The following is a 16,309-nucleotide window of genomic DNA, read 5'->3' as shown; positions in this document are numbered from 1 at the left end:
GCGCTGCAGCTGCCGACCTCGCTCGCGCTGCTCCTCGCCGCGGTACCCGCCGAGCGGCGCACCGGGGCGACCCGCGCCTGGGCGGCGGTCGGCGGGCTCGCCGCGGCGGCCGGACCTGTGCTGGGCGGGCTGCTGGTTCAGGTCGACTGGCGGTGGGTGTTCGTGGTGAACCTGCCGATCGGGGTGCTCGCCGTCGTCGCGGGGCTCGCCGCGCTCCCCAGGCCGGCCGCCAGGGAGTCCGGGCCGCTGCCCGACCTCGGCGGCGCCGCGCTCGTCACGCTCGCGGTCGCCGCGCTGGCCGGCGCGCTCGTCCAGGCACCGGCCTGGGGCGGGACGTCCTGGCGCACGCTCGGGCTGCTCGGGCTCTCGCTGGTGGGCGCGACGTGGTTCTGGCTGCGGACCGCACGCCACCCGAACCCGCTGCTGGAGCTGCACCTGCTGCGGCTGCCCCGGTTCGGCGTCGCCAACCTCGGCACGTTCGTGTTCGGCGTCGGGTTCGCGGTGATGCTGCTGTCCAACGTGCTGTGGTGCCAGGACGTCTGGCACTGGAGCGCGCTGCGGACCGGCGTCGCGCTGGTGCCCGGTCCCGCCCTGGTCCCGATCGTGACCGTGCTGACCGCCAAGGCCGTGCGGCGGGTCGGGCACGGGCCGCTGGTGGCGGTGGGCGGCGTGCTGTTCGCGGCGGGGATGCTGTGGCGCACCGCGTTCGTCACGGTGGTCCCGAACTACGTGCGCGACCTGCTGCCGAGCATGATCCTCACCGGCGCCGGGGTCGGCCTCGTGCTCGGCACGCTGGTCGCCGCGGGCGTGCAGTCGCTGCCCGGCAACCGCGCCGCGACCGGGTCCGCGCTGATCAACTCGTTCCGCCAGATCTCGGCCGCCGTCGGGGTCGCGGTCCTCGTGGCGATCCTGGGCTCCCGGGTGGGCGCCGGCTCGGTGGGCGACTTCCGGCTCGCGTGGGTCCTCGGCGCCGTCCTGAGCATCGCGACGAGCGTGGTCGGTGTGGTGCTGTCCCGGTCCGGAACCGCGTCGCAGACCGGACCCGGTGCGGTCACCCGGGTCGGCCCACCGTCATGACCCACGGGTGGGTCAGCAGGAGCACGCCGTCGCGCCGGTGCGGGTGCAGGCCGGTCGGCGCCCCGCCCCGCAGCTCGTCGTCGAACCGGGTGCGGACCTCCTCGCGCGCGGCCGCGGGCGTCGCGGTGCGCTCCAGCCAGTCCTCGACGTCCACCGGCTGGTCGTGCCGCGAGGTCGATGCCACCCGGCCACCGGCCGCGACGAGCAGCCGGTGTATCTCCGCCACGGTCAGCGTCCGGCCGTGGCTGGGGTCGCGCAGCCGCTCGATCCGGTTGGTCTCCGCCGCCACCGCGGGGTCCTCGGCCGCGGTCATGTCGATGATCGCGACCCGGCCGGTCGGCCGGGTCACCCGGACCATCTCCCGCACGACGGCGGCGGGGTCGGCGACCTGGTGCAGGGTCAGCCGGCACACGGTCAGGTCGAACTGACCGTCGAGCCACGGCAGCCGGACGGCGTCGCCGAGCAGGAAGGTGATGTTGCGCAAGCCCGCCGAGTCGGCCAGCCCACTGCCCTGCTCGAGCATCTCCGGGGTCAGGTCGAGCGCGCTGACGTGCGTGACGTGCGGTGCCAGCGCCCGCCCGAGGTGGGCCGCCCCGGCGGCGACGTCGAGCACGACGTCGGCACCCGACGGCGAGAGCTCCGCGACGATCCAGTCCAGCCCGGCGGCGGCGAACCCCGGGTCGGTGAACGTCCGCGCCTGGATCCGGAACTGCTCGCGCACCGCGTCGTCGTGCGCCGCTCGATCGGCCATGCCACCTCCCGGGACAGCCCGATCCTGTCAGACGCTCTCAACCCGCCGCCGATGCCCTGAACGCGTCGCTCGGGACGTTGACCGTCCCGAGCGCGTCGTTCAGGGCATCGGCGGACGGGGAGGTCACTGGTCGCGGGTGCTGAGGAGCGTGCCGCCGAGGAGGAGGGCGGCGGCCGACCACGCGGCCAGCACGCCGAGGCCAGCCCACGGCGCGATCGGCAGGTGCGCCAGCCGGGTGGTGGCCTGGATCGCGAGGCCGGCGTTCGTCGGGGTGAGCTTGTCGAGGCGGTCGTGCCAGTCGGGGTCGGTGACCAGGCCGGTGACCACCGGGGTCACGAACAACAGGGCCAGCACGGTCGTGACGGCCGCAGCGGTCTCGCGCACGGCCACCGCAACGCCGAGCGCGAGCAGCCCGACCAGTACGAGGTAGAGCACCGTCCCGACCGCCGCGCGCAGCGTCGCCGGGTCCGAAAGAGACAGTGGGGGATAGCCATTGGCCGCGGAGAAGCCGTTGCCCGGCAGGAAGATCCGCCCCGCGCCCAACGCGCCCAGCACCCCGAGCGCGCCGGCCGCGCACACGATCCCGGTCAGCACCGCCGCCTTCGCCAGCAGGACGGTGTGCCGGCGCGGCTGCGCGGCGAGCGTGAGCCGGATCAGGCCGGTGCCGTACTCGCCGCCGATCATCCCGACGGCTAGCACGACGACCGCGACCTGGCCGAGCCACACGCCGGTGAGGCTGAGCTTCACGGTGTCCTCGAAGCACTCCGCGGGCGACGGGCAGTTCGACGTGTCGACGGTCACCGTCGCGGCGACACTCGCCGCCACGGTGAGGACGACCGTCGCCAGCGTCAGCCAGACGTTGCTCGGCAGCGTGCGCAGCTTGGTCCACTCCGCGTGCAGCGCGTGCCTCATGCGTCCCGCCGCCGCAGCCGCACGCCGGCCACCGCGAGCACGGCCACCGTGTAGGCGCACAGCACCGCGAACCCGGTCCACGGGCCGATCGCCGTGTCGTAGCGCGTCACGGTCTGCTGGATCGCGAACCCGGCGGCCGGGGTGAGCCGCTCCAGCCACGTCGCCACCGACAGCGGCAGCCCGGTCGCGACGATCTGCGGCACCAGCAGCAGCAGGAGCACCACGGTGATCGCGGCCGCACTGCGCCGCAGCAGCGTGGCGACGCCGAGGCTGAACACCGCGATGACCGCCAGCAGCGCCGCGGTGCCCACGACCGCGCGCAGCGCCCGCCCGTCCGACAGCGCCAGCGGGTGCATCCCGTGCGACTCCAGGATCGGCGACGCGATCAGCACCGCGCCGAAGCTCGCCACCAGCCCGAGGACGAACGTGACTCCCGCGAGCACGACCGCCTTCGCCGCCAGCACCCGCTCCCGCCGCGGGCTCGCGGCGAACGTCGCGAGGATCATGCCCCGCTTGTACTCGGCGGTGATGAACAGGACCGCGAGCGCCACGACCGCCATCAGCCCCACGAGCGCGCCGGTGAGCGTCATCCGGGTGACGTCGTCGCCGTACTCCTCGTGCGGCCCGAGGTCCCCGGACCCGGACAGCGTGATCGTGCCGCCGATCTCGGTGAAGGTGCTGTCCTCGGGGACGATCGAGCGGTCCCGGTCCCGCCACGGCCCGTCCTGCGCCGGGTCGGCCCGCACGCTGTCGAAGGTGGCCTCGCCGATGGTCGGCGACTCGTCGATGCTTTCGCCGCCGAACTGGCGCGTGACCTTGGCCTTGTTGGGGGAGGCCACGAGCAGGCCGACCTCGGCGTGGCCGGTCAGCTCGTCGAGCCGGACCGCGCCGATCCGGGACCAGTCCTCGCCGTCGGCCGACTCGTAGCCGGTGACCGTCGTGCCGGAGCGGTCCAGCCGCAGCCACCGCGGCGCGTGCCCGGAGCTCCCGGCGATGTCGTCGTCGCCGTCGGACTGCAGCACGACGCCGTGGTCCGGGGTGACCAGGACCGCCGCGTACGGCGCGCCGGGGTCGACGCTCGACCGGATCATCAGGCCGGCCTTGGCCGACTCGTGGCTGTTCTCCTGCGACGCGACCCGGGCGACGAGGCTCCCGTCGCCGCTCAGCGTCCGGTGCACGAAGTGGCCCTGGTCCGCGTACGGCGGCGGCGGGCCGGAGCGCCCGCCGCCGCCCTCCCCCGCCACCTCGACCGAGCCGGACGTGGCCGCCGCGAGCAGCGCGACGAGCACGGTCAGCAGGACGACCGAGATCATCGTCAGCACCCACCGGGGCACCGACCGGAGCTTGGTCCACTCGGCGAGCAGCAGCCGGCCGAACCCGTCGCCACCGGGAAGGGGGCTTCGGTACGGGGTCATCACGCCTGCCTCTCGGTGCCGCTGAGCTCGCCGAACTCGACCGCGTCCCGGGTCAGCTCCATGTACGCCTCCTCGAGCGAGGCCTGGTGGCCGGAGATCCCGAAGAACGACACCCGGTGCTCGGTGAGCAGCGCGACGATGTCCGCCGCGGGCATGCCGGACACGGTGACCGCGTCGCTGTCGGTGGCCGCCACGGTGGCGCCGGCGTTGGCGAGCACGGTCATCGCGGCGAGGCGGTCGGCGGTGCGCAGCACGACCCGGTCGCCGGACGCGGCGGCGAGCAGCTCGCGCACGGTGCTGTCGGCGATCAGCCGGCCCCGGCCGATCACGACGAGGTGGTCGGCGCTGCCCTCGAGCTCGCTCATCAGGTGGCTCGACACCAGCACCGCGCGGCCCTGCCCGGCCAGTGCCCGCAGCAGGCCGCGGATCCACCGCACGCCCTCGGGGTCGAGGCCGTTGACCGGCTCGTCGAACATCAGCACCGGCGGGTCGCCGATGAGTGCCGCCGCGATGCCGAGCCGCTGGCGCATGCCGAGGGAGAACCCGCCGGCCGGCCGCTTCGCCACGCTCGCGAGGCCGACCTGCTCGAGCACCTCGTCGACCCGCCGGGTCGGCAGGCCGCCCGCGTGCGCCAGCCACAGCAGGTGGTTGCGGGCCCCGCGGGCCGGGTGCAGCGCCGACGCGTCGAGCATCGCGCCGACCTCGCGCAGCGGGCTGCGCAGCTGGTGGTACGAGCGCCCGCCGACCAGCGCGGCGCCCGAGTCGGGCCGGTCCAGCCCGAGGATCACCCGCAGGGTGGTGGACTTGCCGGCGCCGTTGGGGCCGACGAACCCGGTGACCTGTCCCGGGTGGACGGTGAACGTGAGCTCGTCGACCGCGGTGGTGGGGCCGTAGCGCTTGCGCAGCTCGCGGACCTCGATGGTTGCCTCCATGCCAACGGAGGTTACGAACCTGGCGGCGCGCGGTCGTCCCGCCGGCGAGCCGTCTTCGCCGCCCGGCACGTCCCTCGCGCGGGGGACACGACGGGCTCACCTCGGGGGACGCTGTGGCGGGCGCGGTGCGGCGACAATGGGCGGGTGCGGAAGTGGGAGCCGGCCGGTGCGGTGCTCGCCCTCGCCTCGGTCGTCGAGGCGCTCGTCCGCGCGGGCTCGTTGCTCGTCTTCGCGCTGCTGGTCGGGCTGTTCGCCACGGCGCCGCTGGCGTTCGCGCGCGGGCACGCGGCGGCGGCGGCCGCGGTGATCACCCCGGCCGCCGCGCTGAGTGTCGTGCTCTACCGGGGCCCGGCGACGGGTCTGGTCGCGCTGGTCGTCGTCTGGGCGCTGATCCTCACCCGCCTGGTCCGGCGGGCTCGCGCGGACGCCGCGTCGCGGACCGCGTCGGCGCGGGCGGTCGAGTCGACGCTGCTGGAGCTCACCGCGCGGGGCGAGCGGGCCCGTATCGCGCGGGAGCTGCACGATGTGGTGGCCCACCACATCTCGATGATCTCCGTGCAGGCCGAGACCGCGCGGCTCGCCACCCCCGGCATGCCGCCGGAGGGCGCCCGCAAGCTGCAGGCGATCGGCGACACGGCCCGCACGGCGCTCACCGAGATGCGCAGGCTGCTCGGCGTGCTCCGCGAGGACGCGGGGACCGAGCCGACCCGCGCGCCGCAGCCGGGGCTGCAGCAGCTGCTCGACCTGATCGACGAGATGCGGACCTCCGCGAGTGCCCGGCTCATCGTCAGCGGCCAGGTCACGCCGCTCGACCCGGGGGTGGAGCTGATCGCGTACCGCATCGTGCAGGAGGCACTGACCAACGCGCGGCGGCACGCGCCGGGTGCCGCGGTGGATGTCGAGATCGCCTACGCGGACGACGAGCTGCGGCTGACCGTGCGAGACAACGGCCCCGGCCCGCCGCCGCACACGCGAGGGAATGGTCACGGCCTGCTCGGCATGCGCGAGCGGGTAGCGACCGTGGGTGGCACCCTGCACACCGGCCCGGCCCCGGTAAGCGGCTTCCTCGTGGAGGCCACCCTCCCGACGGCACGATCATGAACAGCGAAGCGAGCCAATCCAACACCGCAGGAGGGAAGACACCGGGAACAGGCCCACGAACCAGCGAGCGGAGCGAGCCAATGCAGCACCAGCGAGCGGAGCGAGCCAATGCAACAGCCACAGCGCGGGCCAGCATCACAACCGACAACACAGGTGGTCGTCGTCGACGACCAGGAGGTGGTGCGGGCCGGGTTCGCCGCGCTGCTGGACACCCAGCCGGACCTCACGGTGGTCGGCACCGCGGCCGACGGTGTCGAGGCGGTGTCGGTGTGCCGCGCCGGCCGGCCGGACGTGGTGCTGATGGACGTGCGGATGCCGACCATGGACGGCATCCAGGCGACCCGCCGGATCACCGCGGTCGCCGACCCGCCGCGTGTCCTCATGCTCACGACCTTCGACCTCGACGAGCACGTGTACGACGCGCTGGTCGCGGGGGCGAGCGGGTTCCTGCTCAAGGACGTGACCGCGGAGCGGCTGTTCGACGCGGTGCGGGTGGTGGCCGCGGGCGAGGCGCTGCTCGCGCCGAGCGTCACCCGCAGGCTGATCGGCGAGTTCACCCGGCTGCGCCCGCGGCCGGCCGGGCCTGAGCTGGGGGCACTGACCCCGCGGGAGACCGACGTGCTCCGGCTGATCGCCGAGGGCCTGTCCAACGCGGAGATCGCCGGCCGGCTCGTCGTGGGGGAGGAGACGGTCAAGACGCACGTGAGCCGGGTGCTCCGCAAGCTCGACCTGCGTGACCGTGCCCAGGCGGTGGTGCTGGCCTACGAGTCCGGCCTGGTGATCCCGCGCGTCGACGGCCGTTGACCCGCGTGACAATGGTGCCGTGCCTCGTACCGACCTGTGCCCGTGCGGCCTCGGTGAGCCCGTCGCCGCATGCTGCGGCCGGTTGCACGCCGGTCGCACCCACGCCGCGACCGCGGAGCAGCTGATGCGTTCGCGGTTCAGCGCGTTCGCCCTCGGCGAGGAGGCGTACCTCCTGGCCACCTGGCACCCGTCGACCCGCCCCGGCCGGCTCACCCTCGACCCGGCGCGGGAATGGACCCGCCTGGAGATCCTGGGCCACACCGCGGGCGGCCCGTTCGACACCGAGGGCACGGTCGAGTTCCGCGCCCACTACCGGGTCGGCCGCAAGCCCGGCGCGCAGCACGAGAACAGCCGCTTCACCCGCGAGAACGGCACCTGGCTCTACGTCGACGCGCTCTGAGCCGCGCTCCGCGCCGCTCAGAGCAGGGCGTCGAGCTGGACGGGGGACAGCGCGTGGTCGATCACCATCGTCGCGGCGCCCACCACGCCTGCCCGGTTCCCCGCGCGGGACTGGACTATCCGCAGCTCCGTCGTCGCCAGGGGGAGGGAGCGGCGGTAGACGACCTCGCGGACGCCGGCGATCAGGTGCTCGCCCGCCTGGGACAGCGAGCCGCCGACCACGATCACCGACGGGTTGAACAGGCTGACCGCCGTCGCGAGGACCTCGCCGATGTCGCGGCCGGCCTGGCGGATCTGCTGAACCGCGTCCACCGAGCCGGTGCGGGCCAGCGCCACGACCTCCGAGCTCGTCGACGCCGGAATGCCCGCCGCGGTGAGCCGCGCCGCGATCGCCGCGCCGCTCGCCACCGCCTCGAGGCAGCCCAGGTTGCCGCAGCGGCACGGCACGTCCGCGCCGTGCGGGACCTGCACGTGGCCCATGTCGCCCGCCGACCCGCGCGAGCCGCGGTGCAGGCGGCCGTCGCTGATGAGGCCGCTGCCGATGCCGGTCGCGACCTTGACGAAGATCATGTTCGGCGAGTCCGGCCAGTGCGTCTTGTGCTCGCCGAGCGCCATGAGGTTGACGTCGTTGTCGACGAGCGTCTGCACGCCCAGGTGGTCCCGCAGGTGGCCCTTGACGTCGAACCCGTCCCAGCCCGGCATGATCGGCGGGATCACCGGCCGCCCGGTCGAGTGCTCGACCGGGCCGGGTAGCCCCACGCCGATGCCCAGCAGGTCACCGGGGGAGCGGCCGGTCCTGGCGAGCAGCCCCTGGCACGTGTCGGCCACGTACCCGAGCACGGCCTCCGGCCCGACCGCCAGGTCGACCTTGGTCTCGTCCTCGGCGAGCACGTCGCCGGTCAGGTCGGTGAGCGCCACCCGCGCGTGGGTGGCGCCGATGTCCGCGGCGAGGACCACGCGGGCCGTGGGGTTGAAGCTGAACATCGTGGGCGGCCGGCCGCCGGTCGAGCCCGCCTTGTCCGTTGGCCGCAGCAGACCGGACGCGAGGAGCCTCTCGATGCGCTCGGCGATGGTCGAGCGGGCGAGCCCGGTCTCGGCGGCGAGCTCGGCACGGGTGCGCGGGCGACCGTCGCGCAGGAGCTGGAAGACCTCACCGCGGCCCGCGGCGAGGCCGTCCGGATGCGCCCGGTTTGCCGGCATTTCGGTAGCCCCTCCCGTGATCGTGACACTTCAGCTTAGAAGATGCCCGATTTTTGGGCGTTTGTCCTCCGTCTTTTGCTTGACGCCCGTACAAAAGTCGTCTTACTGTCGTTCATTGTGGCGGACGAGACGGCGAAGCGGCGGGGCGCGCCACGTTTCTCTTGCCATGCAAGGAGATTCGGCCCGGTGGGGTCGACAGGGGCTCGGGGGCACTCCATCATCGCGAGAAGGTAGGAGTTTGATGAGCGAGCACGACAGAGACGTCGAACCTGCGGAGGTCCTCCAACACAGGCTGGGCCTGAGCAGGCGCCGGTTCCTCGGCGCCGCCACCACGGGTGTCGCCGCCGCGGCGGCCATCTCGGCGACCGCCCCGTTCGCCTCGGCCGCGCCGGCCGCCCCGAAGGGTGCGCTCGTGTCACCGGCGAAGCGCGGCATCATCCTGTACACCGTGCGCGACGCGACCGGCCGCGACCCGCAGTCGACCAACCTGCCGTCCGGCTTCCGCGAGGTGTTCAAGGAACTGGGCAAGATCGGCTACCGGCAGGTGGAGTTCGCGGGCTACAACCAGCACGCGAACGCGCCCGGCGGGGCGAACCTCGGGACCGTCGAGGGTGCGCGCATGCTGCGCCGCTGGCTCGACGACAACGGCCTCGTGGCGCAGGGCAACCACGGCTTCATCCCGTCTTCGTGGCCGCTTTCCGTCGCCGACCGCGACGAGTTCAAGCGGCAGCTGGAGATCGCGAACATCATCGGCATGGACCACATGGGCACCGGTGGTGACCCGAGCGGCAGCCGCTACAAGGACGACTGGGACGTCGCCGCGGACAAGTGGAACGCGATGGGCACGATCGCCACGGGCGCGGGGCTCAAGCTCTACACCCACAACCACCACGAGGCTTACGACTTCCTGCTCGACCGCGGCCCGCTGGACGACCAGGGCCGCCCGACCCGCTCCTCGGGCATCCGCAGGCTGGAGTACTTCCTGAAGATCAGCGACCCGAAGGTCGTCTGGCTGGAGATGGACATCTACTGGGCCCATGTCGCGCAGTACCGGTACAAGACCTACACCGCGCCCGACGGGTCCACCCAGAACGACGTCTTCAACCCGCTGAAGACCGTCCAGAAGCAGACGAAGCGCTTCCCGCTCTTCCACGCGAAGGACGGCGACTCGGACACGTCCTCCGCCGACGGGTACGACATGGTGCCCTTCGGCGAGGGTGACATCGACTACCAGAAGTTCTTCAAGAACATGGGCGCGCGCAACTACCACAACCCGATGTACGAGCAGGACAACGCGCCCGGCGACGCGGCTCACCCGAACCAGTCGCTGGAGTTCGCCGCGGAAAGCTACGCCGCGATGGCCAGACTGCGCGCCTGACCGAGGACCCACCAGGCCGGCCGAGCCACGTGCTGGGGCACGGCCGGTCTGGTGAACCACCTGCCCCAGCCGGTGAGGCCGACGGTCAGCTCCGGACCAACGCCCTGATCAGCTCCGCCCGGTGCGGCCAGCGCTCGACGAGCTCGGCGGCGGCGCCGCCCTCGAAGTCGCTCGGCACGAACCCGGGCGCCATCGTGTTGCCGTACACGCCGTACTCGCCGCCGGGTCGCAGCCGCGCGCCCATCCAGGTGCCGTGCGGGACGACCGCCTGCACCCGCTGCCCGCCGAGCACGTCGGTGCCGAGCACGACCAGCTCGTCGCGCCCGTCCGGGTGCAGGAGCAGCAGCTCGACGGGGTCACCGAGGTAGAAGTGCCAGATCTCGTCGGTCGGCAGCCGGTGCATGTCCGAGAAGGAGCTCGGGTCGGCGGTGACCATGGCGATCATCGCGTTGCAGATCGGCTTCCCGTCCGGACCCTTGCCGGGGGAGTCGTAGGTCTGGGTGAAGAGCACGTCCTCGGTCGGCAGCGGCGTGAGCCGCCACAGGTCCCGCAGCTCCGCCGCGGTGGGCCTTCTCGCCATTCTTGTCCCTCCTCGCTCGTCGCCGGCCCATGATGACGGCTACCCGGATACCAGCCGATACCGGACGATCGACCCGGTCTCGTGAGGGGTAGGGGTTCGTGGTTCGCCTGGTGGTCGTGCTCGCGTTGGTCGCGGTGGCGGGCTGCGGTCGCCCGGGCGGGTCGTCCGACCGGGAGCTGCCGGCGAACGCGGGGGCCGACTACCAGCTCGGCGGGGCCTCCGGAATTGAGGTAGGGCTGCCCCCGTTGCCTCGCGCGTCAGCGGACGCGGCGGCGGCCCACGACGGCCAGGACCTCACGCAACGCGTCGGCCGCCGCGCGTACCGCGGCGTCCGGGACCCCGGTCAGGATCTCCTCGTGAACGCGGGCCGCCGCGGTCATCGCCTCGTCGGTGACCCGCACGCCGGCCTCGGTCAGGTGGACCCAGCGGCTGCGGGCGTCGCTCGTGTCGTCCGCGCGCTCGACGTAACCCGCCGCGGCCAGCCGCTGCAAGACGTTGCTCGTGCCGCCCGAGGTGAGGAACAGCGACCTCGACAGCTCGCTCGGCCGCAGCCGGTGCGGCGCACCGCCCCGGCGCAGTGCCACGAGCACGTCGAACTCCGCGTAGGTCAGGCCCAGCTCGGCGAGCTCCGCCTTCAACGCCCGCTCGACCAGCCCGCCGACCCGCGAGATCCGCTTGGTCAGCTCCAGGCGCGCGATGGCCTGCGGCGACATGCCCGCCGCGGTCCACTGCTCGACCAGCGCGTCGACCTCATCCTGCACGGCATCGAGCGTACCGCTTGCGGTATTGCTTTTTGAAAAGCTTCTACATAAGCTTTCTCGCATGCAACTTTTGCTCCGCGGCGGCATCGCCGTCGACACCGACCCCGTCCGCGCCACCACCGCCGACATCCTCATCGACGACGGCCGGATCGCCGCCGTCGGGACCGATCTGGCGGTCGGCGCCGACGTCGAGGTCATCGACGCCGGTGGGATGCTCGTCCTGCCCGGCTTCGTCGACACCCACCGGCACACCTGGCAGGCGGGCATCCGCGCGATCGGCCCGGACATCTCCTTCGCCGGCTACCTCGACCGCGTGCTCGGCCGGTTCGCTCCGCGCTACCGGCCGGCCGACGTCTACGCCGGCACCCTCGCCGGCGCGCTCGAATGCCTCGACGCCGGGATCACCACGCTCGTCGACTGGTCGCACATCCAGCACACCCCCGACCACACCGCCGCTGCCGTCGAAGCCTTGCGGCACAGCGGGATCCGCGCCGTCTTCGGCTACTGTTCGACCAGTCCGTCGGCGACCGTCGTCGAGGAGCACATGGGCCACGACCTCGTCACGATGGCGATCGCACCGTACGGCCCGGAGATCGTCGACGAGGCCGTGGCGCTCGACGAGTGGCGGCTGGCCAAGGAGCTCGACCTGCCGGTGACCGTCCACATGGGAGGACACGGTGCGGCGAGTGCCGAGCGCGGGATGGACTTCCTGGTGCGCAACGGTTTGCTCAACCCGCGCACGAGCTACGTGCACGGCAACCACTACACCGACGACGCGCTGCGCCGGATCGCCGGCAGCGGCGGCGCCCTGTCCGTGTCGCCGCTCGTCGAGGTGGAGCTCGGCCTCGGCGTCCCGGTCACCGGTCGCGCGCTCGCGGCGGGCGCCCCGACCGGGCTCGGCGCCGACACCGTCGTGAGTGGACCCGGGGACATGTTCAGCCTCATGCGCGCCGCGTACGCGCTGGAACGCGCTCGGCCGAACCCCGAGCTCACCACCCGGGACGTCCTGCACGCCGCCACCGCGGGCGGCGCGCGGACCGCCGGTCTCGGCGGCGTGGTCGGCACCCTCGGCGTCGGCCGGCAGGCGGATGTGGTGCTGCTGCGGACCGACCTGCTCGGCGTCGCCCCGGCCCACGACCCGGCCGGCGCCGTCGTGCTCAGCGCGGACACCCGCGCCGTCGACACCGTGATCGTCGCCGGCAGGGTCGTCAAGCGGGGCGGTCGGCTGCTGCACCACGATGTCGCGAAGGTCCTCACCGCGCTCGCCGACTCGGCCGAACGGCTGGTCGTGCCGGCGTGACCCGGCTCGACGCGATGCGCTCATCCGGCGGCTACCGGTCGGCCATCTCGCGGGTATGGACCTGCACCCGTGAGCCACGAGACGAGCTCGGTCGACCGCAGGCGGTTCCTCGCCGGTGTCGCGGGGCCGAGCTGGCGTCGGTGCCGGCCGGTAGCGCGCGGGCCTCGACCCGGCCGGTGCACGGTGGGTACCCGTTCACGCTCGCCGTCGCGAGCGGCGGCCCGACGCCGACCGGGATGGTGCTGTGGACCAGGTTGGTGCCGCGGCTGTTCGAGCCGACCGGCGGCATGCCCACCACGCCGGTGACGGTCGACCGGCAGGTGGCCGCCGACGAGCGTTTCCGGCGGGTGGTGCGCGAAGGCGCCGCGTGGGCGCTGCCGCGGCTCGGCCACTCGGTGCACGTCGAGGTGGAGGGGCTGGCGCCGGACCGGGCGTGGTTCCACCGCTTCCGCTACCGGCGGGACACCTCGCCGGTGGGGCGGACGCGGACCGCGCCGGTCGGTGGCGGCGGCCTCACGCTCGCGGTCGCGTCGTTCCAGGCGTGGTACGAGCACCAGCCGGTGCGCGCCCCGGCCAGGCCCGGTCCGGGTGGCCCGCGCGTGTACCGGGCGGCTGCGGTGGGGCAACCTGGTCCAACTGCACATGCTCGACGGCCGGCGGTACCGCTCGGTGCCGCCGTGCGGCTGGGGCGAGGCCGACGCCTGCGCCGAGGCCTACGACCCGTCGGTGACGATGCTCGGCATGACCCAGGAACGCTGGCTCTACAAGGGTTTGGCCGAGTCCCGGGCGCGCTGGAACAGCCTCGGCAACAACGTCATGCTCGGCCGGCTCGACCACGACGGCACCGCGGGCGACCGGCTCTGGCACGACGCCTGGGACGGCTCCCCTCGGCCCGCAACCGGCTCATCGAGGCATGGGCGCGGCATCGGGGGAGCAACCCGGTCGCGTTCACCGGCGACTGGCACTCGACGTTCGCCAACGACTTCCTGCGCGACTTCGACGAGCCGGCTTCGCCCGTCGTCGCGTCCGAGATCGTCGGGACGTCGATCTCGAGCAACGGCGACGGTGAGGTCTATGGCCCGTACTGCGGCCCGATGATCGAGTTCAACCCGCACATCAGGTTCTTCGACGGCGACCGCCGCGGGTACCTCCGATGCCGGGTCGACCGCGACGAACTGCGCGCGGACCTGCGCGTGGTCAGCACGGTCAGCCGCCAGGACGCACCGGAGTCGACCTACGCGTCGTTCGTCGTGGAGGACGCCCGGCCCGGACCCAGGTGGTTCAGCAGTACAGGTTGTCGCCCGTCGGGACGCCGAGGAGCTGGGTGAACCGGGTGTAGTTGTCGACCCGGCTCTGCACCTGTCCCGGGTTGCCGCCGTCGCACTCGAGGGAACCGTTGATGCTGCGGATGGTCTGCCCGAAACCGTGGCCGTTGACCATGGCGTCGTGGCCGGTCATGGTGCCGGGGCCGGTCTGGGTGTTCCAGTACCAGAGCGCTGTCTTCCAGGACACCGCGGCGTCGTTCTGGACCAGCCACGGGTTGCCCAGCAGGTCGATGCCCAGCGCGTCGCCCGCGGACTTGTAGTTGAAGTTCCAGCTGAGCTGGATCGGGCCGCGGCCGTAGTAGGCGGCCTGGCCGGCGGGGCAGCCGTAGGGCTGGCTCCAGTCGCAATAGTGCGGGTAGTTGTCGGTGTTCTGCTCGACGATGTGGACCAGGCCGCCGGTCTCGTGGCTCACGTTGGCCAGGAACGCGGCGGCCTCCTGCTTGCGGACCGTGTCGGAGCCGGTGTTCGCGAAGCCGGGGTAGGCGTCCATCGCGGTGGTGAGCCCGTCGTAGGTGTAGAAGGAGTTCCGACCGGGGAACATCTGGTTGAACTGCGCCTCGCTGACCACGAACGGGGCCGGTGCGGCGGTGGACGTGGGCGTGACGGCGGAGGTGAGGGCGACCATGGCCGCGGCAGCGGCCAGGAACGCCAGCAGACGGCGTGGCGACATGGGTACTCCAATGCGCAAGGGAACCAACTCGGAGCGTCACGGTGACCGCACCCAGTCAAGCAGCATTGGTCTAAACCAGTCAACCGATGATGGTCGGTCACCGGCCGGTGGCGCCGTCGATCCGTTCGCGGAGCAGGTCGGCGTGGCCGTTGTGGCGGGCGTACTCCTCGATCATGTGGATGAGGACCACCGCAGGGACACCGTGCCGCGCCAGGAGTCCGTGCCGGTGACGTCCAGATGGGGCGCGGCGCCGACGAAGTCGTCCGCGAACGTCACCTCGGCGCGCCTGGCCTCCCATGCCTTGGCCGCGACCGCGGGATCCGGTGATGCGCCGTCGAAGTCGCCGTAGGAACTCGAACCGGTGGCGAAGCGCGGGGCGCCGAGTCGCGGATCCCCGCTCGGCGTGGACGAACATCTCGGCCCTTCTGCGCGCGTAGCTCACGCGACGATCATGGCCGCGGGCCACCGGAAACGGAAACCTGATGCAGCTGGGCGACGATGTGATCCGGCGGAGTGGCCGAGCGACGGCCGTCCACGATGAAGGCCGTCCCGAAGCGGCGGCGCAGCGAGCGCACGCGCCAGTGCGGGCGCTTGGCGTACAGGCCGTCGCCCGCCCGGCTCATGATCCGGACCACGGGGCCCTTGCGGGTCGCGTCGATGCCGTCGATGGCGTGCCACGGCAGGAACACCACCTCGGGTCTCGTGCCCAGGCCCGTTCGCACCCACACACCGGCGTGGTCGGCGGCCAGCTGCGGGCCCAGAAGTCCTTGGTACTCGCGCACTATCACGACCGTGAGCCACAGCTGGACCACCAGTAACGGGACCACGACGAGGAACAACGCGGACCCCGACCACAGCGCCAGCAGCGGAACCGCAACGACCAGCGCGGCTTGCGACACCGCGCACGACACCAACATCACGTGCAGTGCCTTGGTCGACCCCTTGCTGCGCACGACCAGCGGCGCGACAGCGGGAACCGCCGACGCGAACGAGACCACAGCCCCTCCTTCGCTCCGGGTTCGGACGCCGACCGGGCCTGGATGGTTCCGTTGGGAGCCGTGCAGTTGCTCGCTCTGAAGGTCGCTGTGTGGTGATCTTGGTCGGTAGTGTTCCAGCGGGCGCCCTTGTTCAACCTGTGGTGACGGTGGGTGTACGCCATCTCGATGGGGTGAATCCCTTGCCGTACAACGGAAACCGTGCTGCGGTTCGGGTAGAATCGACCATATGTGCGAGCCGATTGTCGATCTACCCGAGGATGCTTCCCCGGCGGCGGTGCCGTTGGCGACGGCACGCGGGTTCGCGCGGGCGGCGTGGCAGAACGAGGGACACTCATTGGAGCAACTCGCCCTGTTCGCGGCGGCCAGTGGCAGTGAGTTCGACGCGCTGGAGGTCGCCGCGTTGTTTCGGATCTCGCTCCGCGCCGCGCAGCAGCGTCTGGAGTTGGCGGTGACGTTGGCGACTCGGTTGCCGCGGACGTTGGCGGCGATCAAAGCCGGCCGTCTCGACCCCTACCGAGCCTCGAAGATCGCCGACGCCACCCTGACATTGTCGCTTGAGGACACCGCGATCGTGGAAGGTCAGATCCTGGACCTGGCCGAGGAGATGCCGGCCGTCAAGCTCTGCCGTGCGTTGCGGCGGATCGTGGCTCGGGTGAACGCCGACGCCCTGCAGGCTTTGCACGAAGAACGGGTGGCGCGGCGGCGG

At 72.7% G+C, this 16,309-nt stretch carries 16 protein-coding genes and 3 pseudogenes; 9 read left to right on the top strand and 10 right to left on the bottom strand.

What is annotated here, in order from left to right; all coding sequences use genetic code 11:
- On the top strand, positions 1-1,077 hold a 1,077-nt coding region (locus GEV28_RS36380; protein ID WP_291417899.1), incomplete at its 5' end, for an MFS transporter.
- Here GEV28_RS36380 and GEV28_RS36375 read toward each other — a convergent pair.
- From GEV28_RS36375 to GEV28_RS36360, 4 genes are all read right to left on the bottom strand, one after another.
- Positions 1,052-1,828, bottom strand: coding sequence for a methyltransferase domain-containing protein (locus GEV28_RS36375; RefSeq protein WP_291417896.1), 777 nt, complete (start codon positions 1,826-1,828; stop codon positions 1,052-1,054). The genes GEV28_RS36380 and GEV28_RS36375 overlap by 26 nt on opposite strands.
- 123 nt (positions 1,829-1,951) lie before the next feature.
- Positions 1,952-2,740, bottom strand: coding sequence for an ABC transporter permease subunit (locus GEV28_RS36370; protein ID WP_291417894.1), 789 nt, complete (start codon positions 2,738-2,740; stop codon positions 1,952-1,954).
- Positions 2,737-4,155 carry an ABC transporter permease subunit gene (locus GEV28_RS36365; RefSeq protein WP_291417892.1) on the bottom strand — a complete coding sequence of 473 codons (1,419 nt, stop codon included), beginning with the start codon at positions 4,153-4,155 and terminating at the stop codon, positions 2,737-2,739. The genes GEV28_RS36370 and GEV28_RS36365 overlap by 4 nt, the downstream gene beginning before the upstream one ends.
- On the bottom strand, positions 4,155-5,087 hold the full coding sequence (locus GEV28_RS36360; RefSeq protein ID WP_291417890.1) for an ABC transporter ATP-binding protein: 933 nt from the start codon (positions 5,085-5,087) through the stop codon (positions 4,155-4,157). The genes GEV28_RS36365 and GEV28_RS36360 overlap by 1 nt, the downstream gene beginning before the upstream one ends.
- A 144-nt stretch (positions 5,088-5,231) precedes the next feature.
- Here GEV28_RS36360 and GEV28_RS36355 point away from each other — a divergent pair, with 144 nt between their 5' ends.
- The 3 genes from GEV28_RS36355 to GEV28_RS36345 all read left to right on the top strand — a co-directional run bounded on the left by GEV28_RS36355 (position 5,232) and on the right by GEV28_RS36345 (position 7,392).
- Positions 5,232-6,188 (top strand): sensor histidine kinase, encoded by a 957-nt coding sequence (locus GEV28_RS36355; protein WP_291417888.1) that lies wholly within the window; start codon positions 5,232-5,234, stop codon positions 6,186-6,188.
- Positions 6,189-6,296: 108 nt separating this feature from the next.
- The gene (locus GEV28_RS36350) at positions 6,297-6,992 is read left to right on the top strand and encodes a response regulator transcription factor (protein ID WP_291417886.1); all 696 of its coding nucleotides are present in this window, start codon (positions 6,297-6,299) and stop codon (positions 6,990-6,992) included.
- A 19-nt stretch (positions 6,993-7,011) separates the two neighbouring features.
- Positions 7,012-7,392: a YchJ family protein gene (locus GEV28_RS36345; RefSeq protein ID WP_291417884.1), complete on the top strand. Its 381-nt coding sequence runs from the start codon at positions 7,012-7,014 to the stop codon at positions 7,390-7,392.
- Between the two features lie 17 nt (positions 7,393-7,409).
- Here GEV28_RS36345 and GEV28_RS36340 read toward each other — a convergent pair whose 3' ends face one another.
- Entirely contained in the window at positions 7,410-8,591 is a 1,182-nt protein-coding gene (locus GEV28_RS36340) for an ROK family transcriptional regulator (protein ID WP_291417882.1), read from the bottom strand.
- A gap of 241 nt (positions 8,592-8,832) precedes the next feature.
- Here GEV28_RS36340 and GEV28_RS36335 point away from each other — a divergent pair, with 241 nt between their 5' ends.
- Positions 8,833-9,969 (top strand): TIM barrel protein, encoded by a 1,137-nt coding sequence (locus GEV28_RS36335; RefSeq protein WP_291417880.1) that lies wholly within the window; start codon positions 8,833-8,835, stop codon positions 9,967-9,969.
- 85 nt (positions 9,970-10,054) lie between these two features.
- Here the strand turns inward: GEV28_RS36335 and GEV28_RS36330 are convergent, their stop codons facing one another.
- Together GEV28_RS36330 and GEV28_RS36325 are read right to left on the bottom strand one after the other, a co-directional pair.
- Complete coding sequence (locus GEV28_RS36330; protein WP_291417878.1) at positions 10,055-10,549, bottom strand: cupin domain-containing protein; 495 nt, start codon at positions 10,547-10,549, stop codon at positions 10,055-10,057.
- 257 nt (positions 10,550-10,806) lie between these two features.
- On the bottom strand, positions 10,807-11,310 hold the full coding sequence (locus GEV28_RS36325) for a MarR family transcriptional regulator (protein ID WP_291417875.1): 504 nt from the start codon (positions 11,308-11,310) through the stop codon (positions 10,807-10,809).
- 61 nt (positions 11,311-11,371) lie between these two features.
- Here GEV28_RS36325 and GEV28_RS36320 point away from each other — a divergent pair, with 61 nt between their 5' ends.
- From GEV28_RS36320 to GEV28_RS42805, 3 genes and pseudogenes are all read left to right on the top strand, one after another.
- A complete protein-coding gene (locus tag GEV28_RS36320; protein WP_291417873.1) occupies positions 11,372-12,610 on the top strand; it encodes an amidohydrolase family protein in 1,239 nt (412 codons plus the stop codon).
- 14 nt (positions 12,611-12,624) lie between these two features.
- A pseudogene (locus GEV28_RS42810) lies at positions 12,625-13,089 on the top strand (PhoD-like phosphatase N-terminal domain-containing protein); the annotation flags it as partial.
- A gap of 163 nt (positions 13,090-13,252) precedes the next feature.
- Positions 13,253-13,938: pseudogene (locus tag GEV28_RS42805) on the top strand (alkaline phosphatase D family protein).
- On the opposite strand, the gene GEV28_RS36310 reads toward GEV28_RS42805, so the two are convergent.
- From GEV28_RS36310 to GEV28_RS36300, 3 genes and pseudogenes are all read right to left on the bottom strand, one after another.
- Entirely contained in the window at positions 13,892-14,605 is a 714-nt protein-coding gene (locus tag GEV28_RS36310) for a chitinase (RefSeq protein ID WP_291417869.1), read from the bottom strand. The pseudogene GEV28_RS42805 and the gene GEV28_RS36310 overlap by 47 nt on opposite strands.
- A 97-nt stretch (positions 14,606-14,702) precedes the next feature.
- Positions 14,703-14,806 (bottom strand): annotated as a pseudogene (locus GEV28_RS36305) (DUF664 domain-containing protein); the annotation flags it as partial.
- A gap of 248 nt (positions 14,807-15,054) precedes the next feature.
- The gene (locus GEV28_RS36300; protein ID WP_291417867.1) at positions 15,055-15,603 is read right to left on the bottom strand and encodes a hypothetical protein; all 549 of its coding nucleotides are present in this window, start codon (positions 15,601-15,603) and stop codon (positions 15,055-15,057) included.
- Between the two features lie 226 nt (positions 15,604-15,829).
- On the opposite strand from GEV28_RS36300, the gene GEV28_RS36295 reads away from it, so the two are divergent.
- Positions 15,830-16,309, top strand: a 480-nt coding sequence (locus tag GEV28_RS36295; RefSeq protein ID WP_291417865.1) for a DUF222 domain-containing protein, incomplete at its 3' end; no start/stop codon positions are given.

It is taken from the genome of Actinophytocola sp., assembly GCF_009379765.1.
Lineage (GTDB): Bacteria > Actinomycetota > Actinomycetes > Mycobacteriales > Pseudonocardiaceae > Actinophytocola.
Note: the sequence above shows the minus strand (reverse complement) of the source record. Positions and strands in the feature narration are given on the sequence as shown.